Here is a 26975-nt window from a genome sequence, read left to right as displayed (position 1 = left end):
TCTGCAACCGGTGTTACTGCTGGTGCCGTGCCGGTGCACGGCAGGCAGCCGCTGCCCAGGGGAGGGCGAGCAGGGCCAGAGTGGCAAATCCGGCACCGGTCCAGAAGGTGGCGGGAGCCCCAAAGTGCTGCCACAGGGCGCCGGCCAGTGTGCTCGCCACCAGCAGGGCAGCTCCGCTCACGAGGTTGAACAGTCCGAATCCCGTGCCCAGCAGAGCGGGCGGAGCCGTGTCCGCCACCATCTTCGACAGCAGCCCCTGCGTCAGTGCCATGTGCAGCCCCCACAGGGCAGCACCCACCCACAGCAGCGTGCGCCCGGGGGCCAGTGCCAGCACCACATCGGCCAGCACCAGCGTGACCAGACCGGCACCCAGCAGCAGACTGGATGCGCACCGGTCTGCCGCCGCACCGGCGGGATAGGCACAGCCGGCATACATCACGTTCATGATGACCATGACCACCGGAACCTCTGCCTCCGGCAGTCCCATGCCCTGTGCGCGCAGCACCAGAAACGCCTCGCTGAAGCGCGCCAGTGTGAAGATCGCTCCCAGCAGCACCACCATCCAGAAGGCCAGGGGCAGCTGCGCGATGCTGCTGCGTCGCAGAGGAATGCCCGCACTCCGGTGCGGGCGCGTTTCGGCAGCCGGCTCGCGCACGCCCACCACCAGCAGCGCCACGGCCAGCAGCGCCGGCAGCACGGCCCACCACATGGCCGTGCGCACATCGTGGGTCCACCACATCAGCAGCCCCATGGCCGCCAGCGGACCCAGCAGGGCGCCCAGCGAATCCAGTGCCTGCCGCAGGCCGTAGGCAGCCCCCCGCTCCTCGGGAGCCGTCATGTCGGCCACCAGGGCATCCCGCGGAGCCCCGCGAATGCCTTTGCCGATGCGGTCCACGAATCGGGCGGTGAACACCAGCCCAATGCTGTGCGTGAGGGCAAAGACCGGCTTGCTCAGTGCAGCCAGTCCATAGCCGAACACCATCAGTCCCTTGCGCCGCCCGAAATAATCGCTCAGTGCCCCCGAAAACACCTTCATCACGGCCGCCGTGGCCTCCGCCACGCCCTCGATCACCCCTACCGTCACCATGGAGGCCCCCAGCGTCCCCACCATGAACATCGGCAGCAGCGCATGGATCAGCTCGGAAGACACATCCATGAACATCGACGCCATGCCCATGGCCCAGATGCCCACGGGCAGCCGGCGCAGCACGGCTCCCGTACGACGGGAAGTCACGGCATCTGCGGAACCATCGGAGCAGGTATCGTCGGTCATGGCGGGAGACAGAGAGAAAGAAAGAGAAGGAAAAGAGAAAAGCAGCACACTGACGTACCGGTACACGCATGAGGCACGCACCGCTGCACTGTCTGCTCCACTGACCAGTATGCCCCAGCGTGGCAGCGTCGGCCATGGCCTGCCGACCCGGGCGCGGAAGCGGGAGGGCCCCATGCGCTTGTCCGCCTTGCGGCCATCCCGGATAATCGGCTCAGGTTCAGGGGCATGTCCGTCCCGGTTCTGCACGTCCCGATTTCCCTGCTGGAAGGCCCTGTATGGATCAGCATTTTCTGACCCCCCTGTTCGCACCGTCTTCTATCGCCGTGTTTGCCGGCAACGCCGAGCTTCGCGCCAGCGATCCCGGCTACCGTGACGCTGCCTTTCTCTTCGATGCCCTCACGGCCCAGCAGTACAGCGGCAAGTTCACCTTTCTCGACGTCGATACCACCGAGGGGCGTCTCGCCGACCTCATCAGCACCGGTGCTGACCTGGCCATCGTGGCCCTGCCGCCCGAACGGGTCGAAGCCGCCCTCGAAGTGGCAGGCCGCATCCGCTGCCGCGCTGCCCTGGTCATTTCCACCGGCATCAGCGCCGAGCAGGCGCAGCAGCTCCATGCCGTGGCCCATCGGCATGACATGCTCCTGATGGGGCCCAACAGCCGCGGCTTTCAGCGTCCGCACATGGGGCTCAATGCCAGCATCGTGGGGCCCCTTGCCGAAAAAGGCGCGCTCGCGCTCGTTTCGCAGTCGGGCGCGCTCACGGCCGCGCTGCTCGACTGGGCCCGTCCCAATCGCGTGGGATTTTCCACCGTCATCTCGCTGGGGCCGCACACGGCAGTCGACATGGCGCAGGCGCTCGACTTCCTCGCCTCTGATCCCCAAACCCACAGCATCGTCATCTATCTGGAGGGTATTTCCAACGCGCGCCGCTTCATGAGCGCCCTGCGTGCAGCCGCCATCTCCAAGCCGGTCGTGGTGCTCAAGGCGGGCCGCCGTCGCGCAGGCAACGAGGCCGCACGCACCCACTCGGCCGCCATCGTCGGCAGCGACGAGGTGTTCGATGCCGCGTTGCGGCGCGGGGGGGCCGTGCGCATCCGTTCCTTCACTGAGCTGTTCTCCGCCGTGCAGTGCCTTGCATCGCGCTATCGGCCCGTGGGCAACCACCTGGCCATCATCACCAATGGCGGCGGTCCCGGCGTGCTGGCCGCCGATCGTGCCAATGATCTCGGCATCGAAGTCGGACGCCTCTCCGAGCCGGGGGCCAACGCCCTGCGCGACAGGCTCCTGCCCCAGGCCTCCCTGGTGGATCTCATCGACCTCTCCGAGGACGCCACCCCCGCCCATTACCTCGCCGCCGTCGAGGCAGCCTCCAAGGAGCCCGGCATCGATGGTGTGCTCACCATCCATGTTCCCAAGGTCGGCTCCGACCTCGATGCCGTGGCGCAGGCCATTGCCGATGCGCGCCCCCATCTCAGCAAGCCCCTCATCAGCTGCATCATGGGCGACGAATCGGTGCATGAGGCCCGCGCCATCCTCAGCCAGACCAGCATCCCCATCTTCCGCAGCCCCGAGGCCGCAGTGGGTGCCTTCAGCAACATCGCCTCTTACTATCACAACCAGAAGCTGCTCCAGCAGACACCGCCCCCCCTTACCCATCTCGCCAAGCCTGATGTCGAGGGGGCGCGTCTGCTCATCGAGGGCATTCTGGCCGACCGCCGCACGGTCCTCACGGAGATGGAATCCAAGTCCGTGCTCTCGGCGTTCCATATTCCCGTCACCCAGACCATCCTTGCGCGCACCCCGGCCGAGGCCATGATGCTTGCTGCCCAGCTCGGGTTTCCCGTCGCGCTCAAGATCGACTCGCCCGACATCTCTCACAAGTCCGATGTCAACGGTGTGGCCCTCAACGTCATGAACGCCGTGAGCGTGCGCGACATCTTCGAGGACATGATGGCCACCGTCAAACGCCGCATGCCCGAGGCGCGCATCAACGGCATCACCGTCCAGCGCATGGCACGCCACACCCGGGGCCGCGAGCTGTACATCGGCGTCGTCACCGACGAGGCCTTCGGTCCCGTCGTCGCGTTCGGTGCCGGAGGTGTGCGCATCGAGCTCTATCGCGATCGAGCCATGGAGCTGCCGCCACTCAACCAGTTCCTTGCCCGCCAGCTCATCGACCGTTCGCGCGTATCCAGAACGCTCGACGAATGGCGCGGTGCCCGCCCGATCAACCGCGAGGCCCTGGAGCAGATCCTCCTGCGCGTCTCCGAAATGGTCTGCGAGCTGCCGCAGCTCCGCGAGCTCGACATCAACCCCATCATCGTGGACGAGCAGGGCGCCGTGGCCGTCGACGCCCGTCTGATCGTGGGCAACACCACCCTTTCCACGCGCCCCTATCAGCAGCTCTCCATCCTGCCGTACCCGGCGCGCTTCGAGCAGACCTGGCCGCTGCCCGGAGGCAACCACTACACCATCCGCCCCATCCACCCCGACGATGCCGACATGCTGCAGCAGCTCGTGCGCAGCCTCAGCCCCGAGAGCCGCTACAACCGTTTCGTTTCGGCCCTCACCGAGCTGTCGCCCGGCATGCTCTCCAAGTTCGCCCTCATCGACTACGACCGCGAAATGGCCCTGGTCGCCGTCATGACCGAACGCCACCCCACCGACGACGGCCACATCACCGAAACCCAGCGCGTCGTCGGTGTCTCTCGCTACGTCACCAATCCCGACAGCAGCAGCTGCGAATTCTCCCTCGTCGTCGCTGACGACATGGCCGGCAAAGGCGTCGGTTCACGCCTCATGCGCTGCATCATGGACGTCGCCCGCGAAAAGGGCCTGAGCGAAATCATGGGCCTTGTCCTCACCCACAACACCAACATGCTCAAGCTCATGCGGGCTCTGGGCTTCATCATCAAGCCCTACCCTGAAGACCCCGATTTCCGCCTCGTGAGCTATCAGCTCTGAACGGATGTACACTACATCGACCCACCCAAAGGGGAAGTAGCTCAGCTGGGAGAGCGTCGCGTTCGCAATGCGAAGGTCGGGAGTTCGATCCTCCTCTTCTCCACCATTATTCAGCGCCCAACCGTACTCGGTTGGGCGTTTTCATTTGCGGATTCCGCACACCACGCGGGCTGCCGGGCCGTTCTGCGTGTGCCGCCAGGCGTCGGGCAGAGTGCCTTACTGCGCCCGCTTCGCTCCTGTTATGTCCCATCTTCTCTCGAAACTTGCGCCAACTTCTTCGTGTACGCAGGCAGTCTTCTATATTAAGCACTTGTACGTGTGTCGCCTGGAATCGTTGTCTCGCGGGTTTGCATGAGCGAAATAGAACGGCAAATACGGGAAGCGTGCTGAACCGTTCCAGGTTTCGCGGCGTAATGCGGCAATCCGGATCTGATCGGCTTCGGACGATTCGCTCATGGTGTGCTGTGTTTCTTAGAACGTGTTCACGATCCGATAGCAGATTCAGAGAGAATCGATGGATGCGCACGAAGACCTACCCCAGCGACATCAGCCGCGCCCAGTTTGCCCACATCCTGCCCTTGCTGGAAACTGCCCGTCGCAAGACCAAGCCCAGGACGGTGGATCTGTACGAGGTGTTTTGCGCCGTGCTGTACCTGCTGCGCACGGGCTGCCAGTGGCGAGCGCTGCCCAGCGACTTTCCCAAGTGGCGCACGGTGCATTCGTACTTCGCCAAGTGGAGCGAGGTGGACAGGGATGGGGTGAGCCTGCTCGAGCAGGCATTAAAAAAATCAGGTTGGCGCGGCCCGCAAGAGACTGGGGCGCAGCGCCTCAAGCAAGTTCTTGATCTGCGACGCGCAGAGCGTGAAGAACACGGACACAGCGGGCTGCAAGGGCTATGACGCGGGCAAGAAGGTCTCGGGGATCAAACGCCACCTGGCGGTGGATACCCAGGGGTTGCCGCATGCTGTAACGGTGACGACGGCGGATGTGACGGATCGCCAAGGAGCCCTGCAGGCCTTCAAGCGGTGCAAGACAGGGCTGCAGCAAGTCAAAAGCGTGCTCGCCGATGGGGGCTACACGGGAGAGCCTTTTGCGCTGGGGGTGCGTCAGACGCTGGGTGAACAGGTGACAGTGCAAATTGCCAAGCGCAGCGAACTGCACAGCTTCAGGGTCATGCCCAAGCGCTGGGTGGTGGAGCGCAGCTTTGCGTGGCTGGAGAAGAACCGCAGGCTCTCGAAGAACCATGAGCGATGGCTCAACACCAGCTTGCAGTTCGTTCACTTGGCGTTCCTGGCTCTTTTGCTCAGAAGATTGTGAACACGTTCTTACACATCAGTTTATTCCGCTTGCTGGACCGCCCGACGCAGCGACGCAGAAACCCACCACACATGGGACTGACCGTCCAAGTACTTGGACACCTTGATGTGATTGTGGCTTTCCAGCAGGTTCAGCACGAAATCGACGAAGACGCGGGGCTTGCCGACCCGCGTTGCCAGTTCCTCGTTCTGGCGGATATCCTCGTTGACCAGTAGCGCGGCAATCCGGCCAACCACATCCTGGTAGCCTTCCACATACGCCTTCGCAAACTGCAGAAAGCCGTAGTCCGTCAGAACGACATGCGACAGCGGCGCGCCGAGAACGCGCCCGATCTTGATGTAGTTGTGCTGTTCGAGAATATCCAGCGAGTCGAGCAGTTCCTGCTGCGGCACATCTTGAAGCTCGGGTTCGGCGTGCAGCCGCTTCCAATCCACAAAAACCGCATTTTCGTCAATCTGCACTTTCGCAATGATGCGCAAGGCCAAGTCATCAACCCGCGTCAGATCGGAGATCAAGGGCGCAGGCCCAGAGAACCGGGCTGGCGGCTGGTCGATAGTCGGCTTGTCGTCCACGTCGAAGATCGCCGACAGGACGCGCTGAAAACTCTGGTCGTAGTAGGCGAGATCATCGACCTTCTGCCAGAGGGTGGATCGCAGGCTTTCTGGCACTTCGCAATCGTCGATGACGACGGGGATCAGCCGCGTTCCACGACTGATCCTATTGACCACCGAGGTGTTCAGTTCCTCTCGAACCCAAGGCTTCTGGACGCTGACCTTGGACAATACGATGATGACGGCCTGTGCGTCCTTCAACCCTTTCTCGAAAATCTTGTCCACCAGACTGTCGCCCGGTTTCATTTCCCACTGGTCAAGCCACGCATCGACGCCGTTCTCGCGCAAGCGCCGCGCGAACTCTACGACGAAGCGCTCCTTGTCCTCGCTGGCGTGACTGACGAAGACCTTGGGCGCGCTCATTCGCCTGCCTCGAATTCCGCGCTCTTGAACTTCAGCACGTTGCAGTTCTCCTTCACCGCACGCTGAAGGCTATCGTCGAAGCCAGTCGGTGATTCTGCCTGGATTTCGATGGTGATCTTGACCTTCACGCCGGTGCGTGAAGTGAATTGCAGAACAACCTCGTCAACAAGATCGGCGAACTGCTTCTTGGCCTGAATGGCATCGAGTTCGATGCTGCCGTAGAACTGTTTCTGGAGCGGCAGCGGGGCTGAGCTGCGGCTTTCAGCGTAGGTCTGTTTGGCTGCGTCTTCGACCCTTGGTGGGGGCGTGCCGCTGCCAGTGGCTCCCGATGCTGTTTCTATCGGTTTGGGGCGCGCAGCCTCTTCTGCAGCGCGCTGTGCCTCGGCATACCCTGCGGCAGTCACTGGCTCGATCAGCAGCAGAGACGAGTCGAGGAACAGGGATGTGCGCTTGCCAAAGGCGAAGCCGACATAGCGGTCATCCTCTTTGCCCTGTGCGAAGCCGAAGAATTCACGGCTCTCTGCACCTGCATCCATCGTCTGCTTGAAGACTGTGTCGTCCTTCAGGCGAGGCAGGTAAAGCTGCTGGCAGCTTTGCTGCCACACATTGAGCGCGCTGGTATCTTTGATGTCATCCTTCCAGAACCAGTTCTTCAGCACAGTGGCCAGATGGATCGGGGCCCATTCGGTGATCAGAAGTTCGTTCTCTTTCAGCACGCGTTCGATTTCCTGGGATAAATTCTGTGCGCTCGGGTTGAGCTGAAAGTGTTCCCACTGAATCTCGGATAGCCCCTTGCCGGGGCGAGCTTCCTGCATCGGCGCGATCATCCACTTGTAGGTCTCGCGGATCATCCGGCGCAGCGCCTCGTTGGCATCCTCCAGGCTCTTGCTGGCCTGTCGCGCCTGGAACTGGTCGAGGTTGAGCTTCATCTCCTTGATGTCGCTCACAATGGACTGCCAGGCCAGGGTGGAGCGCACTTGATCTTTCAGTCGGCTCACACTGTCGTAGTCGGCTGCCAGGAAGATCAGTCGGTTCTGCTTGAAGCGTGGTTGGTCGCCACGGTTCTTCAGAATCTTGGTGGCGCACTCAATGGCGAGGCTCTGGCCGCTGCGGCTGAAGGCGGCATCGGGCGGCAGCACCACAAGGCGCAACTGCCAGTCATCCGGCACATCGCCGCTGGTCGTGAAGATATGAATGCCGCCGAAGACGCCGCTGGCAAAGGTCTTATGCACGCGGTCACGGATGGCGGGGAACACATCTTCCTTGTCCTGGAAGCGGCGCTTGCGTTCTTCCATTTCGCGGCGCAAGTTGGGGCGCGTATCGAACCAGAAACGGTTGTTGCCGCTGTTCAGATAGTGCAGGCGGTCGCTCAAGCGGCGCAGTGCGTCCTTGTAGATGCCGACCTGCTGGCCCGGCTGTGCCACGCCCAGCGCCACGCGCTCCAGCTCGATGCCCCGCACCATCTGGTTTGCGGTGCTCGGTGCACTGCCCAAGAAGATCGCGCGGGCCGAACGACGGCAAGCCTGCACGCTGCCAAGGCGGGTGTCGCGATTCTCGATGTCGGTGGTCTCGGCGCGCTCGCCGTCCACGTCACGCTCCACTACTGGGTCCCAGCCTTGCGGCAGGTAGTAGATCACCTCGTTGCGGGTGTCAGCGTCCTGTAGCGGGAAGCTGCCGGGCATGATCAGTGGGTCTTTGTCGTTGTCCTTCCACAGGCGGTGGATAACCTTGGCCATCAATTTCAGCACGCCACGGGTGCGCTGAAAGTTGTCGAGCGACGACCAGTCCTCGTACAGTCGGTCGAACACCTCGGGGTGAATCGGGTAGGCGAGCATAAGCCGTTCGAAGTAGCGGCTCTCCTGCGTTTCGCGCGGGAAGTCCTCGCTATTGGCCGTGTAGTAATCGGCGAACGCACGGCATACCGATTCGGCCGCCAGCTTGTCATTGATGCTGGTGAACAGGCGGCGGCGCACGATCTCGAAAGCCTCCTCGGTGCCCACCGGCTTCCATAGTGCCTGAACGCGGCCGAAGTAGTGCGCCAGCGCGGCCAGTGCTTTTACGCCACGTTGGCTGCCCGCCTCTTTGTCCGATTCTGGCAATGAGGCCAATAGGACGGCCGTAGGCACGGCTTTGAGTGCCTCGGTCAGCGCCTGCACAAAGCTGAGGTTGGAATCGAAGCTGCCGCCGGTCAGCGCCTTGCCTTCTTCGAACTGGCGCACATAAGCCACCAACTCGTCGATCAAGATCACGCATGGCGCGTAACGATCGAGCAGTGCTTCCAGCACAGCCTTGCCAGGTGACGTCCCCGAAGCATCCGCATCGGCCACCAGAGCATAGCCCTCAGCCTTGCCCAACTGCCACGCCAGATCGCCCCACAGTGTGCGAATGGCCTGTCCATCACGCACCACAGGCTGGTTCGGCGATGACTTGATGCCGTCCAGCACGGCGATGCGCGCGCGCGGTAACTCCGTCACGCCAGCGGAATCCAGAATGGCCGGTACACCTGGCATATCACTGGCCAGTGCCTCGCCCTTGGCGAGGTGGTACACAGCCAGCATGGTGTGCGTCTTGCCGCCGCCGAAAGCGGTTTGCAGTTGAATGACCGGGTCACCGCCCTTGCCAGACAGACGCTTGACCACGGAGTCCAACAGCAGGCGCATCCCCTCGGTGATGAAGGTACGCTGGAAAAACAGCGTCGGGTTCTGGTACTCGGCCGTTGCCGTACCCTCATGAACCCGAGACAGATCGGCCGCAAATTCGGCTTGTTGGAATGTGCCCTTCAGGACATCTTCATGCGGGACGGCAACTTCACGCCAGGGTTTTAGACTCATCGTGATTTCCTCAGGAAACTGTCCAGTTCAATGTATGCATTTGGTTCATGGATACGACTTTGGGGTGTGCATCCACAGCGTGTAGCAATTGGCGAAGTTTTTGCTTGATATCTGCCAAATCAACCACCTGTCGGTGTTTCTTGGGCTGTTCGATATGGGCAATTACATGCAATGACTTGCACTTAATAATTTCAGAGGCCAACCGCTTTTCCATAAGGTTGGTGGCATGAAGCTTCGCAGGCAACATGGCTGCCAGTGTGTGCAAAACTTTATTGGCAATGACCTCGGGCAATTGCGATGGCTTTTCAGTTTCTGGATGGCAGTAGTCTTTCACTTCGATCAGAAAGGCACTCTTCGATGGATCTAAGGCCACGACATCTACTGCTTTAATTCCCTTCCACTTTTTGGTGAGCTGGTTACGGTAGAAGGACCACTCGTCGTATTTACTGGCTTGCCATTTTTCCGGAAACGTGAATATGAGACCGTCGATATTTATTTGTGGCATGTTCATGCTCCCGATTCCAAATATCGATCCGACTGCTGCAGGCTTTCTTCGAGAGCAGTAATGTCGCCAATGTCGTCGAGGCTGACACCCTGCAGAACCGATACTCCATCTTCTTCGGGTTGCAGTCCAAAGTAACGCACACTCAATTTCTTTCTATCCGCCTCAGCCAGAATAATTTCTAGCTCACGTAACAAAAACAGGCTGTGGGTGGCAATAAATATCTGAATACCGGAGGCACTCAGATCCACAATGGTGCGTGCAACCTGCTTGATCAGGCGAGGGTTGAGGTTGGCTTCTGGTTCATCCCAGAACAAATAGCCTCGATCAAGCAACGCTCCGGTGGCAACCAGACGTGCAAGCATGCCCAACTTCCGCAAACCTTCCGCAACAAGAGGCATCTCCATTCGGCCACCAGCAGTTCGCAGATAGAATCGCCCATTTTTGTCCAGCTCGATGCGGCCATGCATCGCTTCTTCAAGCGGCACAAGCAGCTCTCTGATAAGCGTATCAGTCGGCCCTCGCGGCAACAAATCACCGAGCAAGATGCAGGTGTCGAACCAGGTTTCTTCAAATTCCAGATAGTGCCTTTGATACACCGAAGCAAAGTTTGGAAAGATCGTCAGTAACTCCCGGGTAGGCAGATAAGTAGGTGCACTATCCACCCACTTTGAGGGCAGTCGCTTGATGCTGACTTCGGATTTGCTGTTCGTGGCAAATCCAAAATCGATATTCAAATCAGAATCATCGAAAGCCAGTTGCACATCACAGCGTTCCCGCCCCTGTTTGCGACGCGCCAGCCGACCAAGTGACTCGGGGCGAAAAACATTGACAAGTTTGTCTGCCAAACGGGTCTGCAATACGCTTTTGGTTGGAACTGTCGAATTGGGTTTGTTTCCCTCCTGCCAACTTGTAGCCATAACCGAATAGGCCAGTTTCAGTAAATGGGTTTTGCCTGCACCGTTTTCTCCGACGATGACATTCAACTGCTTTCCAAACTTCAAGTCAGCTTCCGAAATCACCGTGAAATTTTGAATCCTTAGCCGCTTAAGCATGGTCATCTCCTCAAATATCCAGTTGCGTCTGCGAGTCTTTGATGCCCGCATCCGCCGATGCTTGTTCAATGCCCGACCACGCCGTCACCAGCTCGTTGTAGGCACGCGCTTCTTCAGCCCAGCCCTTGCGTTCGCACAGGGTGTAGAGCCGGTAGGCCAGTGCGCGCATCGGCTCGCCTTGAGCAGGCATGCGTGCGAGCAAGGCCCCAGCCGCGGATTCGCCATCCTGATTCAGCGCGCGGATCAAGTGGTGCAGCGCTTCCCACACCGACACTCGATTGTCGGTCTCAGGAGACCAGTCGCGCGGCAGCTCGGCCCATTTGAGCAGGCGCAGGTTCCCGCTGCCGCTCTCCGCCACACCACCATCGACCAGTCCGCCCACGCTGGTGCCCTTGGCGCGCGCCAGCACATCGGCCTCACCGTATTTGCCGCTGGCCCAGCCGGTGCCTTCAAACCAGGCGAGGCAGAACTGGGTGTCATGGTCGAAATCGTCTTCGGCCAGAAAACGGTTGATAAGCTGCAAGGCGGTTTTGACGCGCATGGGAGTGCCATCGGCCTCCAGCACCGCGGCGTACTGGCTGAAGATGGCCATGCCGGGGCCGATGATGGCTTGCGACAAGTCCACGGGCGCGACGGGTGAATTGACGCCACCGCGTGTCATGTCCAGCAAGGCCTCGGGCAATGTGGCGTTGAGCTCGCGCAGGAACTCGCGGCGGCTAATCGTAAGGGCGTCGGCGGCACGTTTTCGGCAGACGAGGACTATGCTAGAGGCCAGCGCGTTCGTGCCAAGACCAACCGACCGGTTAGCTCTCTCCGTCCGCATAGGCCATGTCCCAGTAATGGCAAAGCCAGCTTGCAAAACAGCATCCAAGAAGGTTTCCCAGCCAGTGCTGGATGTCCCTATTTCTGCCTTGCTCTCGCTCTGCTTGAAGGCATAGTAAATGGTGACTGGAACCGCCGGATGCGCCAGCTCGGCGAGGTTGTGCATAGCGCGCGTCATGCCACCGAGGAAGAAAGCCTCAGCCTCGTTCTTGCCTCCGTGCCGGTAGGGTGTGGCGACCAGTTCTTCCGCTTTGGGAACAGCGAGCGTTGCATAGAGCCTCGTGAACACAGTTCGCAACGTTCTTCGCATCCAGACATAAAAGTAATCGGAGAGATCCGCGTAACCAATGTTGTCGTAATACGGCGGATCGGTCGAAACGACCTTTCTGGTGCTTATGCTTTGTGATTGGGCATCATGTTGTTGAACATTGCCATTTGCCACAGGTCGAAATTCACGTACAACCCGAACAACCCAATCGAGTGCCGTCTGTTCCCAGTTTCCTGTGCCATCCGAGAACGGGTTGCCTTCAGCGAAGTCCCAGACCATCGGGATTGCTTGTTTCGTAAATGCATGCGCAATGAAGCCACCAGATGACTCCCATGTGGCGTTCGCGGTCCAGTAGTCAGCGGCGCGTCCAAGGGTAAGACCCAAATACACTCCCACCGCCTGCGCATAAGCCATAGCCCCTGTGCCACCTGCGTCCAAACTCATGCCGTCGTCGGCAGTGCCCGCTGCCAGCGCGTCCTGCCGGCATTTTTCGATGGCCTCGGCCACCAGATCGGAAAACGTGGTCAGCGCGACCAGTTGGCGGGGGGTGAAGAGGTCACCGTAGGTTTTCAGACCATACAACGGCGGCGAGAACCAGCGCGGGTTCTCGGGCATTGCCGCGTCAGGTTTCCAAGCAGGCTGTGCCTGCCGCGCAATCGCTTCGTGTTCTGTAGTGGGCGTTAAGTAAACCCGACCGCGCGCTCCTTCCGCCACAATGGCTATCAACCGCTCGCCCATGCGTCCGGCATTCGCTTCGGTGTAGATGTGCTTGGGCTCAATCGGTGTGTTTGATACCAGACATTGAAAGTTCGCCCCACGCGTCAACTTGGTTCCGTGCTTCGCACTTTCCGGTGGCGTCCCCGTGCGCACCTCAAAACGGTAACCATCTCCTTCAACCACAGGCTGCACATAGGCCTGCTTGCCTGGCTTGCTGGAGAGAACGAAGGTCGATGCCAGCGGCACATCCACCTGGCTGAAGGCGGGGTTGGGGCTCTTGACCGTGCGCGCCCACAGCCAGGCTATGACGGTGAGCTTCTGGCCAAGCAGAGGCTTCAGATCAGGGCGCTCAGCAACCATAGCTGCTGTGACTTCGATCTGCGGGTACAGATGGCCAATGCGCTGTTGCGCCTGCTTGCGCATCCATGCGCCATAGCGCCGCACGTCTTCAGCCAAGCCGCGCGCACCGCTCCAGTCTTCGCTCAGCTTGCCCTGCTTATCACCCGCCAGCCTCGGACCCACCGGCGCGCGTCCGGCGAACTTCGGGGGTATTTCGATCATGGCCTTGTTGATCGTCACCGCCACGGGGTTCAGGTCGCTGGCATAGCTTTCCAGACCCAAACGCTGCGCTTCCAGGGGCAGCGCACCGCCACCGGCAAAGGGGTCGTGAAATCCGGGCAGCCTGTCGGGGTTGAACAGTTCGGCGGCCTGCGGATGTGCCTTGTTCAGTTCGCAGGTCTCGCGCCAACTGCGCACAATCTCGGCACGGGCGCGGGCCAGCACTTCTTCGTTATTGGTGTTCTCCCACTTCACCAGGTCTTCGATGATCTTGAACAGGCGCTCGCGCTCGATCTGAGCCTTCTCTTTGTTCACCCCATACTTGAAGCCGCCGCCTTGCTGGTAGCCGGGGTCGTTGACCATCTGCGCAAAGATCACCGCCCGCGCCGCAGCCAGCGGGCGACGCGCCCACCAGAGGTGCAGCGTGCTCGGGTGGCCGTGACGAATCGACTTCTCGCGGGCAGCAGCAGCATTGATAGCGTCGAGCGGCAGGGCGACTTCGATGAGTTTTTTTGGGTTTTTTATCTGAGCCATCATTAATTCTGCTTTCTCAAGGGGGCCAACACGGCTGCAGCCAGTTCTTCATACACAGCCATTCCCGGCTTGATCAACGGAGCAAGATGCTCTATCGAAAAAGCTTCTGCTGAATTGCCACAGCCAGTCAAGCCAAGCAGTTTCTTGATCTCGATATACAGACTATCCGTGATTGCCTTTACATCATCGCTCGGTTTTCCGCGAGCCGGCAGTTTTTGCAACTGATCCTGCTTTTCCTGTTTTATTTTTTCAATGGTGTCAGGTTTGCCGTGGAGCTCACAAAGTTTTCCCAGAACTTCGTCATCCCAAAGAAAACTCTCTATATCACGCCTGGAAAGAACATAGGTGGCTTCTTGCCGCAGTTCTTCTATTTCTGTTTCATTGCAGTCATCCTTGTCGCGGACTTTCCAGGTCTTCATTCCCGGTGCCAGCTTGGTCAGCAGGTAGTTAAATGCCCTCCCGTCATGCTGCACCTCGTTGCTACCGCCCAAAGGCACAAATTCAACTTCCGTGTGCAATGGTCCAAATATTTTCTGATACACGGCTACATCAAAACTGGGCTTCTTTCCTGGCTGCCCGATCTTTTTACCTTCGCAGAAAACGACGTATTTTGGTACGACCAATTCGGCCAAGTCATCCAGCGCGGTATGAAACATCTGCTTCCAAAACCGACGGTCCGGCTGAATCGGCTGTAATTTTACTGGCAGATCGAATTTCTGATCGTGAAAGTCGATGAAGGCGACCTGCCCTGGATTAGCAGAATTAAGTTCCGCCGCTTTACGCGCCATACCTATGGAGTGGGTGGAGAGCCAAAGCTGGCAGTTATCAGGAATCAGGTCGAACATGACTTCGAGCAGCTTGGCCTGCAAGCGCGTGTGCATATGAAGTTCGGGTTCGTCGATGCAGAAGATGGTGTCATCGAACTTCTTGCGCTTGACAATGAAGTCCAGCAGAAGATCGAATGCAGCCTTCTCCCCTCCGGACAGGTTTTTGTAGTGGAAGTTCGAAGCGACACCTTTGGTGAAGCGAAAGGTTCCGTCCTCTAACGGGTTGCCCGGCCCCTCGAGCAGAAGGCCATCAAAGACCCGCAGCATGGCCTGCCGGACTTCACCAATCAGCTCATCGGTGATCTGGCCAGCCGTTTTATCCCTTTGATTTTGGTCATACAAGATTTCCAGACTCATTCCCACCAGTCGCTGGTAGTTATCTTGAACACGAGATTCTGACAGAATCAACATGGAGGCTCGGCTGGAGTCATTTAAAATATCATCAAGTCTATGCAAACTATTAGCCGTGAAGTCTGGTGAGTGTCTATAGGCTGAGCGTATATAGAAGGCCTTTTTGCAAGCTTCCTGGTTGTGCCGAATATTCTCTGCGATTCCGAAAAATTTAGGATTTATATTGTTCCATGTCTCTTGCGCAAAATTCCTGTTGTGCATTGCTTGCTGTTTGTCTGGCGTCTTTTTTTCGACGGGACGAGTGTAATAGTCTCTATCATAATTCCAATCCTGCCTTGCAGAAACCTTCATCCAGTAATTGAAGGCTTCAAAAAGCGAGGTTTTACCACTTCCGTTTGGCCCTGTGAGCAGAACCAGCTTGGCTATTTGTGGAATATTGGAAATCTCAAGATCAGTAAAGCGCTTGAAATCCTTAATATTGATTTTTTCCAGTCTCACAGTGATTCCTCCGAAGAAACAGCCTTGGCCAACAACTTATCCAAATCCAGGTTGATGCTGGTCACAGCCCAATCAGGCTCCTGAGTAAAAGGATTTTTCACGTAAAACGGTCCTTCGTGCTTGTCGCCATCCACCAGAACCATGGCCAGGATGAACTTGTCGGCCTGGTTCAGTCCGTAGAGAATTTCATTGCGGGTCACGGTAATCGTGTTTTGTCCCTTGGCGCGGCCCTTGACCTCGATGTGGCGCGAGGCAGGCAATTTGCCATCGACAGCTTTCGGCAGGCTGGTCACGTCCCAGCCGCATTTCTGGGACGAGACATCGATGACTTCGTGACCAAGGGCGCGTTCGGCGTTCATCACGGCGTTCATTGCCACCTTTTCTACTCGGGCTCGTGCGGCGGCATCTGCTGTCCATCCCGTCTGCCCCTTGCGCTGTGCCAGCAGCCCAGCAGGGATCACGAGTGCGCCGCCGACCACCACCGGCGTGGCCGAGATGACGTGGCGCATGGCAAGCAGTTCTTTTTCGCGTGACTCACGGCGTGCCGTCAGGTCGTCAATGGTGCGGCGGACGTTTTCCAGGGGGAGGCGCACATCCTTGCCTGCGGCGATGTCGTCCTGCAGCTTGATGTAGCGATCCGACCAGTAGTTGATCTCCTTGACCAAGCGTTCGTGGACGGCGGCCAAGGTTTTGTCCACGCTGAGCTCGCGCCGGGTGCGCACTTCGTTGAAGTGCTCTGGTACGAGGTGGGTAGAGGCGTGGGCAAGTGCTTGCTGCTCAAGGTTCTGTGTGATCCAAGGTGCGCCCAGCACGTCTTCGATCAGAGCCAGGTCCGCGTGGGCAATGGGCTCCAGGTCGAGGTAAGGCGCCCAGCCTGCGTTGATTGCACGGCCTTTTGAATCGATCTCGACAAACTGCATCCTGCGGGACACGATGTGGGCCGAGTCAGCACCTTCCTTCACGCAGTGGTCGATGATGAACATGACTTTCGGTGTGAGTCCCATGTCGCTGGAGTCGACCAGCACCGTGCCCTGTTTGAGTTTGTTGCGATGCTGCTCCATCACCAGGTCGATAACCGACTGCATCAGCGGGTGGCCGGGGTGCATCAGGCTGGCCATAGGAGCACCTACGCGGTCGGCGAGGCGCACGTACTGCTTTTCAAAGCACACACGTTCGTATTTGCGCAGCACAGGGTCGAGATTGCGACGATCTCGCCCTGTGATATGGCGGTCGTGCTCCCGAATGTTGGCTGGGACGTGAGTGATTTCGTAGCGCCCATGCTCTCGTGGACGCAGTTCGCCGCCGAGCTGCTGGAAGGCTTGATTGAAGAAGGAACGGATGAAATAGGGCTGGAGCTTGCGAGCCTCGGCCTTTTCCATTTCTTCCTTGACGGCGAATAGGCGACGTTCGTCCATCACTTCTTCGCACAGGGCATTGCGTTTGATGATGGTTTCAAGGTGCAGGGTGTCGAGCGCGCCCTCTACCTTGCGATGCAGGCGGGCACGAACCTCGGGATCGGCGCCGTAGCGAATGGCTTCGATCAGCAGGTCTTTGAGGCTCTTGTCCTCGAACACTTCCCCAAGGACGTCGAATACGCGGCCTCCCAGTGCAGCGCGCTCAATTTCCAGCTTCTCGAACAGGCGCTGGAATACGTCGCCCTCACGGGTCTCGTTGGCCACCATGTTCCATAGGTGGCAGACCTCTGTCTGACCGATGCGGTGGATACGGCCGAAACGTTGCTCCAGGCGGTTGGGGTTCCAGGGTAGGTCGTAGTTGACCATGAGGTTGGCGTTCTGCAGGTTCACGCCTTCACCTGCCGCGTCAGTGGCAATGAGCACACGCACGGCCGGATCGTTGCGGAACAACTCCTGCACCTTGCGGCGCTCTTCGCGTTTGACGCCACCGTGGATCATCACCACCGACTCTTCATTGCCGATGAGCCCACGGATCTTCACCGCAAGGTAGTTCAGCGTGTCACGATGCTCGGTGAAGATGATGAGCTTGCGCTGGCGCCCTTCCGCGTCGCGCATCTCGGGCGTGTTTTGCAGCAGCTTGGACAGTTCGTCCCATTTGCGATCTTGGCCGGAGTGAACGACCTGCCGCGCTTGTTCTTCCAGCCCATGAAGGATGATGATTTCGGCCTCAAGCTCCTGGATCGTCTGTGCTGCAGTGGCCTGATCGACAACGCCTTCTTCGAAGTTTTCGTAGTCCTCGGGCGAGAGCGCATCGTCGGATTCCCAGATGTCTTCGGGGACGTTGCAGCCATTCATATTATGGTCGTTCAAGGTCGCGGCCAAGGACTGGCCGCGCTGGCGCAGTTTTTCGTCTTCAACACGGCGTGTGAGCTTGTGGCGACGGCGTCTGAGCGATTGGTAAATGGCTTCCGGGCTGGAAGCCAGACGCCGCTGCAGGGATGTAAGGGCGAATCCCACTGTGCCCTTGCGCTGTCCATCGAGCTGGTCGGCGCGGTTCATTTCTTCCTTCACGTAGTCTGTGACGGCGGCGTAGAGCGCTGCTTCGATGTCCGAGAGTTTGTAGTTGGTGGTGTAGGCGCGGCGCTCGGGGAAGAGGTGCGTGCCATCAAAACGCAGCATGTCTTCCTTAACCATGCGTCGCATCAAGTCCGCGACGTCGACCTTGTGCGCGCCGTCGCGGAACCTACCATAGAAACGGTCGGAGTCCAGCAGGGACATGAACAACTGGAAGTCTTCTTCCTTGCCGTTGTGCGGCGTGGCGGTCATCAGCAGGAAGTGGCGGGTGATCGAACCCAGCAGCTCGCCGAGTTGGAAGCGCTTGGTTTTGTTGACTTTGTTGCCGAAGTAGTTGGCCGAGAGCTTGTGCGCTTCATCAACCACTACCAAGTCCCAGTGGGAGAGGCGCAGTTTTTCTTGCAGGTCTTCGTTGCGGGCAAGCTGGTCGACACGGGCGACCATCAGGTCGATGTCGTTGAAAGGGTTGCCACTGCGGGATTGCTCGACCTGTTCGCGTGAAAACAGCGTGAAGGACAGGCCGAACTTCTCGAACATTTCGTCCTGCCACTGTTCGACCAGACTGCCGGGGGCCACGATCAGAACGCGCTTGGCATCGGCCCGCATCAACAACTCGCGAATGAACAGCCCGGCCATGATGGTCTTGCCTGCACCCGGGTCGTCTGCCAGTACGTAGCGCAGAGGTTGGCGCGGCAGCATCGACTCGTAGACCGCCGTGATCTGGTGTGGCAGCGGTTCGACGTTGGATGTGTGAACGGCCATCATCGGATCGAACAGGTGCGCCAGATTGATCCGCCACGCTTCGGCAGCGAGTTTGAAATCCTCGCCCGGTGCATCGAATGCCCAGGGGCGACCTGCTTCGGCTAGCGAGAGCTTTGCTTCGTCGGTACAGAACAGCATCTGCTCGCAGAATTGCCCGTCGGATTTCTTGTAATAGACGGTGAGGGCGTTGTCGCCCACGGGCTCCGTGGCGACGATGCGCACCACCTGCCCGGGCTCAAGCCCGGAGATGGCAGCGTTTTTTTTGATGTCTTCAAGTTTGAGCATGTGTCCTCCCCAGTCGAGCGCTTAGGCTTTTCCCTTGGGTTCGTACCCCGGAGCGAGTACAAGATTGGTGACGCCGTAAAGCGCTTGCCGGTTCCGCAGCCACAAGTGGAACTCAGCTCCTTTGAGACTGTGGTCTTCGGTGCAGTCGACGTTCCACCGACGAAGCAGGTAACCAGCCATTGCCGCACGCGCACGAATCTTGAGCACCCCACCCGTCATGCCGTACTCGGCCTCGATGGTGTCGGGGTGCTGTATGTTGGCAGGATGTGGCACGAGTTCGAGTTCGGTGATGCGATTCCATTGAATATCTTGGTCAGGCTTCTCGTGGTCAGCTACGTGACTTGAGAGGATTCGAGCGTCGTCGAGACGACCCAAGACAAAATCACGGAACTCGCCGCTGCGCCTATCAAAGGCTCTTACATGCCAACGAAGGCCGCTGTCAGCCAACCCGAACGGAACGATCTCGCGAGTCGTCAGCCCACTAGACAACGCGTGGTAAGACACCTCAACGGCGGCGCCTTGGTATATGGCGCGTGTCAGAACTGACAGCAACTCCAGGTCGAGCGCATTTGGAAGGCTGCTACCTTCGTGTGCTACCAACCCTTTCCAGCGAATCGGCTCGCCGTCCCCATAGCCTTGGGACAGCCAGGTAAGAACCCGCTCAACAGAGAAATCAAACAAGGGACGGAACCAGGAGGCACGGATGTAGACCTTGCCCTTGGTGTCGTACTCCACGTTGCCCGGCGCCAGCTCCTTGTACTGAGCAATGTCGCGCGTAGCTGCTGCAACATGGATACCGAAGCGGGCCACCAAATCATGCCGACGGATCTCTCCAAAGAATCGAACACGGAGCTCAATGAACGCAAGTCGGTTGCGCTGGGGCTGGGTGAGATCTGAAATCTGTTCACTAGGCATGCTGACTGATCTGTGTTGTTTGTTGATTGGTTATGTTGCACTCAGTATATGCGTTGCACTAGAATTATCTCATAGAATTATTTTTATTTTGTGTGCGTCGTATTATGATTACCATGTTGGCTCGGTATTGAAAATTTAACGGCAGGAGCACAATGAAAGCAGATAAAGCTATCGCGACCTATCGACGCATGCGGGCGCAGCCGCTGTGGCGTTTGCTTGCTTCGACTACCGGACCTACCGTCATTGGCTTGCTTCAATCGCATCTGTATGAGAGCGAGCGAAGTCTTCCTGCCTCTGTTTTTCATGAACGCATTGCAAGGGATCTGGAAGAGCTGCGCGTCCGAGGCGAAGATTTTCCCCAAACGGCACAGGCGTATGTCGCCAGCTGGCTCGCTGATGGGTTCCTGGAGCGACGCTTCCCGGCGGGCGCTCCGGAAGAAGAATATGAACTCTCCACGGCGGCCGTCGAAGCCATTCGGTTTGTCTCTGGCCTGGCGCAACCGCATTCAGCAGCGACCGAAAGTCGCCTGACGCTCGTTATTGAGGCCTTGTCCCGTCTTGCCGAAGACACAGACACCGACAAGTTCCGTCGAATCGACCGGCTCATGGCCGAGCAAGCCCGCATCGACAAGGAGATTGACGCCATACAGAAGGGGCAGATGCGGGTGCTGCCCCAGACAACGGCGCTCGAGCGCACGCGGGAGATCATTACGCTGGCCGATGATCTAGCCGGTGATTTCCGCCGAGTCCGCGATCAGTTCGACCGGCTCAATCGCGATCTTCGTGAACGCATCATGGACAATGATGGCAATCGTGGAGATGTGCTGGATTCGCTGTTCGCCGGAATCGACTTGATTTCAGAGAGCGACGCCGGAAGGACTTTTTCGGCTTTCTGGCGATTGCTTACGGACCCAGAACAGGCGGCCACGCTTGATCAGGCGCTGGATGGTGTCATGTCGCGGGAGTTCGTAGAGCAGCTTGAAGCCAAGGAGCGACGATTTCTGCTGCGGCTGATGCGAACTCTTCTTGAGCAGGGTGGCATGGTTCACGAGGTGCTTCAGAACTTCGCGCGCAGCCTGAAGCACTTCGTCCAGAGTCGTGAATACCTCGAACAACGCAGACTCAATCACCTGCTGAAAGACGCTCAGCGCGCAGCACTGAGCCTGAAAGAGGAAGTCAGGGCCACTGACACCCTCCAGTACACGCTGGAGCTTACGAGCAGTCGGTTGCACTCCTCGTCACAATGGGTGCTGCACGACCCATCGCTGCAAGCATTGCCCGGGCAGATGGCAGAGGGGGACGCGCCATCCATCGACCTGGAGTCTGTGAGCGAACTGGTCGCACAGTCTGAGATTGACTTCCGAACCTTGAAGGCCAACGTGTTGGCGGTCTTGGAACAGTGCTCCCAGGCATCGATTGCCGACGTGCTGGAACAGTTCCCAGCTGTACAGGGGCTGGGCAGCGTCGTCGGCTTGCTGGCGTTGGGCAGTCGGCATGGATTCAAGGCCGACTGCAGTGAAACCGTAGGCTGGTTTGGAGGCAACGACGAGCGTCGTAGTGCCCGAATTCCAAAGATTTTCTTTTTGAGGGAGCGGGCTAATGAACTGGTCTGAGAACGACGAATCGGCAGTGCAAGCCGAAGCACAGGCTCCAGATGCTGCTCAGGCACCAGCCAACACCCTGTTCGTGGGCGACAGCGGCGAGTTGGCATTGGATGCCCGGCGCGCCTTGGTGCAACTGCTGGCAGGGCCGTCGCTCGATGGACGTCGGCATCCAAAACTCTGGCCGATCTTGGTGCGAGACGAAGCGGTGATACGCTGTCGGCTTGCCGACCTGTTTCTCGAACTGGTTATTGACCGAGATGTACAAGTCGCCTTCACGCGTCAGGCAGATACCGGCGACCTGGAAGTGCCTATTCTGCTGCGTCGCGTCCAGCTGACTTTCATTGACTCTATTCTGCTGCTGCACCTTCGCCAGCGATTGACACAGGCGGACTCTCAAGGAGACCGTGCCGTGGTGTCGACAGATGAGATCATGGAGTTTCTCTCCCTCTATGAGCGCGCCGCCAATACCGACCGCGCGGGATTTGTAAAAAGGGTTCACGCCTCCATCGAGAAGATCAAGAAGCACAGCATCCTGCAGAAAATTCGCTCGAGCGAAAATCGCTTTGAAATTTCGCCGACGCTGAAGCTCCTCTTCTCAGCAGAGGAAATACAAGCGCTGACGCACCTGTATCAGCGCATGGCGGCTGGAGAGATACCAGCGCAACTGATTCAGACTGATGCTGATGAGGAGGCCGACCAATGACCTCGGAACCCCAAACCGCCTCCTTGTTTGCCCGCGAGCAGTTCCGGATGACCCGCCTGCAGGTTTACAACTGGGGCACTTTCTCCGGCCTGCACGAAGTGCAGATCAGCGAGCGAGGCTTTCTGTTTGTCGGACGATCCGGCGCTGGGAAGTCGACGCTTCTCGATGCATTTTCGGCGTTGCTGACACCACCTCGATGGATCGATTTCAACGCGGCTGCGCGCGAGGCGGACCGCAGTGGCCGTGACCGCAACCTCGTCACCTACATACGTGGCGCGTGGGCTGAACAGAAGGATGGGGAGTCGGGAGAGATCGCGACACGCTACCTGCGCGCGGGGACGACCTGGTCTGCCTTGGCGCTGACCTACCAAAATGCGTTGGGTCAGTCTGTGGTGCTGGTTCAGGTGTTCTGGCTGCGGGGCAATGCGAATGGCAGCACCGACGTCAAACGCCACTACCTTGTCATGGAGCGGGCCTTTGACCTGCGCGAACTGGAGGACTTCGGCCAATCCAACTTCGACATACGAAAGCTCAAACAGTCTTTCCCCGAGGCGTTTGCCCGCGACGAATTTCGTCCCTATTGCGAACGGTTCTGTCGTCTGCTCGGCATCGAGAGCGAAATGGCGCTGCGTTTGCTGCACAAAACCCAGTCGGCCAAGAACCTCGGCGACCTCAATACCTTCCTGCGCGACTTCATGCTCGACAAGCCCGAGACTTTCGAGGTGGCGGATCGCTTAGTCAACGAGTTTGGAGAGCTCAATGCGGCCCACCAGGCGGTCGTCACGGCTCGCGAGCAGGTTCAAACGCTCGCGCCAGCGCGGGAGCAGCATCAGCGCAGGGACTCATTGATGCTGCAGCGCAATGGACTGGATGAGCTTCGGCTGGGGGTTGATGGCTACCGTGAGACTCGCCGTATTGAGCTCCTCAAAGAGCACGTGGCATCCCTGGAGGTGCAAGCCAACGGTTCCGAAGGTGAAGTGGGGCGACGTCAAAGCACGCTGGATAACCACGCCGCAATCTTGCGCGATCTGGAGCGACAGCACCGTGAAGCAGGCGGTGATCAGATCGAGCAATGGGAAGCCGAGAAATCGGGGCTGGAGAGCCAGCGCACGGATCGCCTGCGCAAACGCGGTCAGGCCGAAGATGCGTGCAAGAAGCTGGGCTGGAGCCTTCCTGATTTGCCTCAAGCCTTCGCTGAGCTGTTGGGCAACGCACGGCAGGAGGTTGAAAACTGGGAGCAGCGCAGCAACGATAGCCGCGCCGAGCAGTTTCGCCTGGCAGGTGAAAAAAGGGACGCTGAGGCAGCATTTTCGCAAGCAGTGAAAGAGGTGCAGGCACTCCAGCGCCAGCCATCGAACATTCCGGCGGACATGCTGGAAATGCGCCGAAACATTGCCGCTGCCATCGGGATCTCAGAGTCCGCGCTGCCATTCGTTGGGGAACTCATCGAGGTGAAGTCCGACGAGGCCGAATGGCAGGGGGCCATAGAGCGCGTACTGCACGGATTTGCGCTTTCACTCCTGGTTGACGAACGCCAGTATTCGGCATTGGCCAATCACATCAACACTACCCACCTTGGGCAGCGCTTGATGTATTACCGGACTGGCCGTCCGGAGACGTGGCAGGCCAAGCCTATCGGTGCTAACTCGCTCGTCCTCAAGCTGAACGTCAAGGATGGGACCTACGCTGATTGGCTCCAGGCCGAGTTGCGGCAACGCTTCGATTACGCGTGCGTCGATTCCATTCAGTCGTTCAGGAGCGCAGATCACGCCATTACCCGCGAGGGGCAGGTCAAGCACAGCAAAACTCGCCATGAGAAAGACGACCGCAGAAGTGTCGGCGACCGGCGAAACTGGGTGCTCGGATTCGATAACCGGGAGAAGCTCGGGCTCTTTCAAGCTCAGGCACAGGAGCTGGCTGACACCATTTCACGCCTCGGCGGGGAGATCGAAAAACTCTCCGATCAAGACAAGAATCGTGCGACCCGAGCGATGCAGTGCCAAACCTTGGTGAATCTCCAGTGGCAGGAAATAGATGTGCTTCCATTGCTGGATCGCATCTCCACCATTGAACAGCAGATCCGCGAAGCGCGCGAGGGGAACACCACCCTGCTGCAAATCAGTGAGCAGATCGAGAAGCAAAAGAAACTCGTCGATGATGCTGACAAGGATCTTCGCCAGGCAACGCGTGCGCACGACTCGATTGTTGACCAGATCAAGAACAGCACCCAGAAACTGGAATCCCTCTTGCAGGACGCGTCTATCGTTCCATTGACGCCCCATCAGGTTTCAGGTCTCGACGAGCGCTTCGCCAAGCAGTCAGATGCAGTCCAGCTCGACAACCTCGACAAGGTGACAACTTCTGTAGAACGCGCACTCAATGCGGAGATCGAAGAGGTCAACCGCGGGATTGGTGCCTGCGAGAAAGAAATAGAAGCACGCTTTGCCGATTTCAAACGACAGTGGCCAATGGATGCTGGCGATATGGACACGAGCCTCGCCAGTGCACCTGATTATTTCGCCAAGTTGGTCCGACTGGAAACGGATGGCCTTCCGGCCTATGAGCAGCAATTCTTCGAATTGCTGCAGAACCAAAGTCACCAGAATCTGGCTGCGCTTTCCACCTACCTGAATGATGCGCGTAAGGCGATCCTGGAGCGGATGGAGCTGGTCAACGACAGTCTTGGCCAGGTACCCTTCAACCAGAGCGCCAATCAACGCACCTATCTTCACATTGACGCCAGTGACCGGCAGCTGGTCGACGTCAAGGAATTCAAGCAGGAGATCCAGCAGGCACTGAGCCATGCGTGGATGGAGAATCGCGAGTATGTCACAGCACGGTTCTTGGCACTGCGACGACTTGTTGATCGACTTGCCAGTCAGGATCCTGAGCAGAAACGCTGGCGCGAGACTGTGCTCGACGTTCGACAGCACGTTGAGTTCATTGGGCGGGAGATCGATGAAAGCGGTGTTGAGGTCGAGATCTACCGCAGTGGAGCAGGCAAGTCTGGTGGTCAACGGCAGAAGCTGGCTACCACCTGCCTGGCTGCAGCCCTGCGATATCAACTGGGCGGAAACGACCATGGCGTGCCGATGTATGCGCCCGTCGTGCTAGATGAAGCCTTCGATAAGGCAGATAACGAGTTCACCGCTTTGGCGATGAACATCTTTACCAATTTCGGATTCCAGATGGTGGTCGCCACCCCGCTGAAGTCCGTCATGACCCTGGAGCCCTTCATCGGTGGCGCCTGCTTCGTGGATATCAGCGATCGGCGCGTGTCCAGCGTCTTATTGATCGAGTACGACGGTGATCGCCAGAGGTTGAAGTTGCCAGAGCATGCACGAGAGGAGGTCAGTGTTGAAGCTTCCTGAAGATGTTCGGTATTTTCTGGCCCGTCGTTTCCAAAGCAAGCACCGCGAGTGGTTGATTGGTGATGCGGGCGAGGATCAATGGCCGCTGGAAGTTCCGCTCGGCATACCGACGGAACAGGCTGCGCTGAGGCAGGTGGACGGCGTTCGTGCTTGGGTGAGCGCATGGCAAGGTTGGGAAGGAGTCGGCTCCTTGTCCTGGCGTGAGCGCCGGTGGAAAGCGCTTGGCGTTCAGCGACTGCCGGAGAAGCTGGCGTTGCGCTGCCCAGAGGATGTTGCCATGTGGATTGGTGAGTCCGCACGATGGGAGTGTGCTCAATCTCGCTACCAGACGCTCACCGCTCGCTGGCCGGTACTGGCGCAGCAGTTGCCGAGGTACTTTGATGTCCTGGCGGACTACGGCGATGCTGATTTTCGTCGGCTTGCAGAGATGCTGGATTGGATAGCGAACCATCCGCAATCCGACCTCTATCCTCGTCAGCTGCCGGTGTCCGGGCTGGACAGCAAATGGCTCGATGGACGCAAAGGGCTGCTGACGGATCTGGTAGCCGCAATACAAGAGGACTCTTCCAGCGACCTGGATTTCTACCAGCGCTGCGGACTGAAAGCACCTCCAATCCTTGTGCGAATGCGGGTGCTGGATCAGGCGTTGCGAGCCAGGGTCGGTGGCATGGGTGATATCACTGCACCAGTGGAAGACCTGGCGGGTCTCAATTTGCCGGTCTCACATGTGTTTATTGTCGAGAACCTTCAAACGGGACTGGCAATGTCCGACATGCCGGGCGCTGTCGTGTTCATGCGTCTGGGTTATAACGTCGACGTGTTGGCCCGTTTCCCTTGGCTTGCCCGCGCGAAGTGCATCTATTGGGGTGATTTGGACACCCATGGATTTGCTATCCTGAGTCGTGCACGTTCATACATTCCAGCGTTGGAATCCGTGCTCATGGACGAAGATACCTTGCTGCAACACAAGGCGCTGTGGGTGGATGAATCGGCGCAGCATCCGGCACCGGAACTGACGCTACTGATGGAGCAAGAGCAGCAACTTTATCAGGATCTCAAACAGCAGCGCTGGGAGCAAAACGTTCGCTTGGAGCAGGAGCGGATCAACTGGACTATCGCATGGAGCGTGTTGATGCGGACATTGGCCTAACACAGGCCGTTGAAAATTCTCTGCTGGATGGCTCAGAGGCAGCTACGATCTGAAGTTCACGGGCACCTGCAGAAATCTGGCGGGAAAGTGAGCGCAGCAGCGGGAACTTGTGAAACGGAGTGAGTGAGTCTTCGTTGCGTCTTGCTCCTGTGCTGGTCACGTTGTTTTCGTGGAATTGGTGTTGCGAGAGAGCGCTATACTCCCAC

15 protein-coding genes and 1 tRNA gene are annotated in these 26975 nt (G+C 58.7%); 7 read left to right on the top strand and 9 right to left on the bottom strand.

The annotated features are described in order from the left end of the window. Window positions 1-13: 13 nt before the first annotated feature. Window positions 14-1273: an MFS transporter gene (locus ACP2WS_RS02320; RefSeq protein ID WP_374491074.1), complete on the bottom strand. Its 1260-nt coding sequence runs from the start codon at window positions 1271-1273 to the stop codon at window positions 14-16. 275 nt (window positions 1274-1548) lie between these two features. On the opposite strand from ACP2WS_RS02320, the gene ACP2WS_RS02315 reads away from it, so the two are divergent. From ACP2WS_RS02315 to ACP2WS_RS02305, 3 genes are all read left to right on the top strand, one after another. After that, a complete protein-coding gene (locus ACP2WS_RS02315; protein WP_426459305.1) occupies window positions 1549-4236 on the top strand; it encodes a bifunctional acetate--CoA ligase family protein/GNAT family N-acetyltransferase in 2688 nt (895 codons plus the stop codon). Between the two features lie 30 nt (window positions 4237-4266). Beyond that, a tRNA-Ala gene (locus ACP2WS_RS02310) sits at window positions 4267-4342 on the top strand. A 412-nt stretch (window positions 4343-4754) separates the two neighbouring features. After that, window positions 4755-5553, top strand: a protein-coding gene (locus ACP2WS_RS02305; protein ID WP_426459304.1) for an IS5 family transposase whose coding sequence is annotated in 2 segments (ribosomal slippage) — window positions 4755-5026 and window positions 5025-5553 — 801 coding nt in all. Because the reading frame shifts where the segments join, the coding sequence is not laid out codon by codon here. 20 nt (window positions 5554-5573) lie between these two features. On the opposite strand, the gene ACP2WS_RS02300 is transcribed toward ACP2WS_RS02305, so the two are convergent. The 8 genes from ACP2WS_RS02300 to ACP2WS_RS02265 are packed head-to-tail and all read right to left on the bottom strand — an operon-like array spanning window position 5574 to window position 19941. Beyond that, a complete protein-coding gene (locus tag ACP2WS_RS02300) occupies window positions 5574-6527 on the bottom strand; it encodes a toll/interleukin-1 receptor domain-containing protein (RefSeq protein ID WP_426459303.1) in 954 nt (317 codons plus the stop codon). Beyond that, on the bottom strand, window positions 6524-9358 hold the full coding sequence (locus ACP2WS_RS02295; RefSeq protein ID WP_426459302.1) for an ATP-binding protein: 2835 nt from the start codon (window positions 9356-9358) through the stop codon (window positions 6524-6526). The genes ACP2WS_RS02300 and ACP2WS_RS02295 overlap by 4 nt, the downstream gene beginning before the upstream one ends. 10 nt (window positions 9359-9368) lie before the next feature. Continuing rightward, window positions 9369-9869 carry a hypothetical protein gene (locus ACP2WS_RS02290; protein ID WP_426459301.1) on the bottom strand — a complete coding sequence of 167 codons (501 nt, stop codon included), beginning with the start codon at window positions 9867-9869 and terminating at the stop codon, window positions 9369-9371. Continuing rightward, entirely contained in the window at window positions 9866-10921 is a 1056-nt protein-coding gene (locus ACP2WS_RS02285; RefSeq protein WP_426459300.1) for an AAA family ATPase, read from the bottom strand. Before ACP2WS_RS02285 ends, ACP2WS_RS02290 begins: the two co-directional genes overlap by 4 nt. Before the next feature lie 4 nt (window positions 10922-10925). Next, entirely contained in the window at window positions 10926-13814 is a 2889-nt protein-coding gene (locus ACP2WS_RS02280) for a DUF1156 domain-containing protein (RefSeq protein WP_426459579.1), read from the bottom strand. Between the two features lie 2 nt (window positions 13815-13816). Beyond that, window positions 13817-15490, bottom strand: a complete 1674-nt coding sequence (locus tag ACP2WS_RS02275) for an AAA family ATPase (RefSeq protein WP_426459299.1) — start codon at window positions 15488-15490, stop codon at window positions 13817-13819. After that, window positions 15487-19026, bottom strand: coding sequence for a helicase-related protein (locus tag ACP2WS_RS02270; protein ID WP_426459298.1), 3540 nt, complete (start codon window positions 19024-19026; stop codon window positions 15487-15489). Before ACP2WS_RS02270 ends, ACP2WS_RS02275 begins: the two co-directional genes overlap by 4 nt. A gap of 21 nt (window positions 19027-19047) precedes the next feature. Then, complete coding sequence (locus tag ACP2WS_RS02265; RefSeq protein WP_426459296.1) at window positions 19048-19941, bottom strand: helix-turn-helix transcriptional regulator; 894 nt, start codon at window positions 19939-19941, stop codon at window positions 19048-19050. A 152-nt stretch (window positions 19942-20093) separates the two neighbouring features. On the opposite strand from ACP2WS_RS02265, the gene ACP2WS_RS02260 reads away from it, so the two are divergent. Genes ACP2WS_RS02260 through ACP2WS_RS02245 form a run of 4 tightly spaced genes read left to right on the top strand, consistent with a single transcriptional unit; the run spans window position 20094 to window position 26769 of the window. Further along, window positions 20094-21554 (top strand): DUF3375 domain-containing protein, encoded by a 1461-nt coding sequence (locus tag ACP2WS_RS02260; RefSeq protein ID WP_426459295.1) that lies wholly within the window; start codon window positions 20094-20096, stop codon window positions 21552-21554. Continuing rightward, entirely contained in the window at window positions 21541-22248 is a 708-nt protein-coding gene (locus ACP2WS_RS02255) for a DUF4194 domain-containing protein (RefSeq protein WP_426459294.1), read from the top strand. The genes ACP2WS_RS02260 and ACP2WS_RS02255 overlap by 14 nt, the downstream gene beginning before the upstream one ends. Continuing rightward, the gene (locus tag ACP2WS_RS02250) at window positions 22245-25619 is read left to right on the top strand and encodes an ATP-binding protein (RefSeq protein WP_426459293.1); all 3375 of its coding nucleotides are present in this window, start codon (window positions 22245-22247) and stop codon (window positions 25617-25619) included. Before ACP2WS_RS02255 ends, ACP2WS_RS02250 begins: the two co-directional genes overlap by 4 nt. Then, window positions 25603-26769, top strand: a complete 1167-nt coding sequence (locus ACP2WS_RS02245; protein ID WP_426459292.1) for a DUF3322 domain-containing protein — start codon at window positions 25603-25605, stop codon at window positions 26767-26769. Before ACP2WS_RS02250 ends, ACP2WS_RS02245 begins: the two co-directional genes overlap by 17 nt. Window positions 26770-26975: the final 206 nt, after the last annotated feature.

Source organism: Brachymonas moutaii (nom. illeg.), assembly GCF_049977365.1.
Taxonomy (GTDB): domain Bacteria; phylum Pseudomonadota; class Gammaproteobacteria; order Burkholderiales; family Burkholderiaceae_C; genus Brachymonas.
This window is presented reverse-complemented; position numbering and strand designations above follow the sequence as displayed.

Bases quoted from the DNA above. Each gene is read 5' to 3' on its own strand.
- ACP2WS_RS02290 (WP_426459301.1), bottom strand. From the start codon at position 9,869: ATGAACATGCCACAAATAAATATCGACGGTCTCATATTCACGTTTCCG.
- ACP2WS_RS02315 (WP_426459305.1), top strand. From the start codon at position 1,549: ATGGATCAGCATTTTCTGACCCCCCTGTTCGCACCGTCTTCTATCGCC.
- ACP2WS_RS02285 (WP_426459300.1), bottom strand. From the start codon at position 10,921: ATGACCATGCTTAAGCGGCTAAGGATTCAAAATTTCACGGTGATTTCG.
- ACP2WS_RS02320 (WP_374491074.1), bottom strand. From the start codon at position 1,273: ATGACCGACGATACCTGCTCCGATGGTTCCGCAGATGCCGTGACTTCC.
- ACP2WS_RS02280 (WP_426459579.1), bottom strand. From the start codon at position 13,814: ATGGCTCAGATAAAAAACCCAAAAAAACTCATCGAAGTCGCCCTGCCG.
- ACP2WS_RS02300 (WP_426459303.1), bottom strand. From the start codon at position 6,527: ATGAGCGCGCCCAAGGTCTTCGTCAGTCACGCCAGCGAGGACAAGGAG.
- ACP2WS_RS02270 (WP_426459298.1), bottom strand. From the start codon at position 19,026: ATGCTCAAACTTGAAGACATCAAAAAAAACGCTGCCATCTCCGGGCTT.
- ACP2WS_RS02265 (WP_426459296.1), bottom strand. From the start codon at position 19,941: ATGCCTAGTGAACAGATTTCAGATCTCACCCAGCCCCAGCGCAACCGA.
- ACP2WS_RS02255 (WP_426459294.1), top strand. From the start codon at position 21,541: ATGAACTGGTCTGAGAACGACGAATCGGCAGTGCAAGCCGAAGCACAG.
- ACP2WS_RS02250 (WP_426459293.1), top strand. From the start codon at position 22,245: ATGACCTCGGAACCCCAAACCGCCTCCTTGTTTGCCCGCGAGCAGTTC.
- ACP2WS_RS02260 (WP_426459295.1), top strand. From the start codon at position 20,094: ATGAAAGCAGATAAAGCTATCGCGACCTATCGACGCATGCGGGCGCAG.
- ACP2WS_RS02295 (WP_426459302.1), bottom strand. From the start codon at position 9,358: ATGAGTCTAAAACCCTGGCGTGAAGTTGCCGTCCCGCATGAAGATGTC.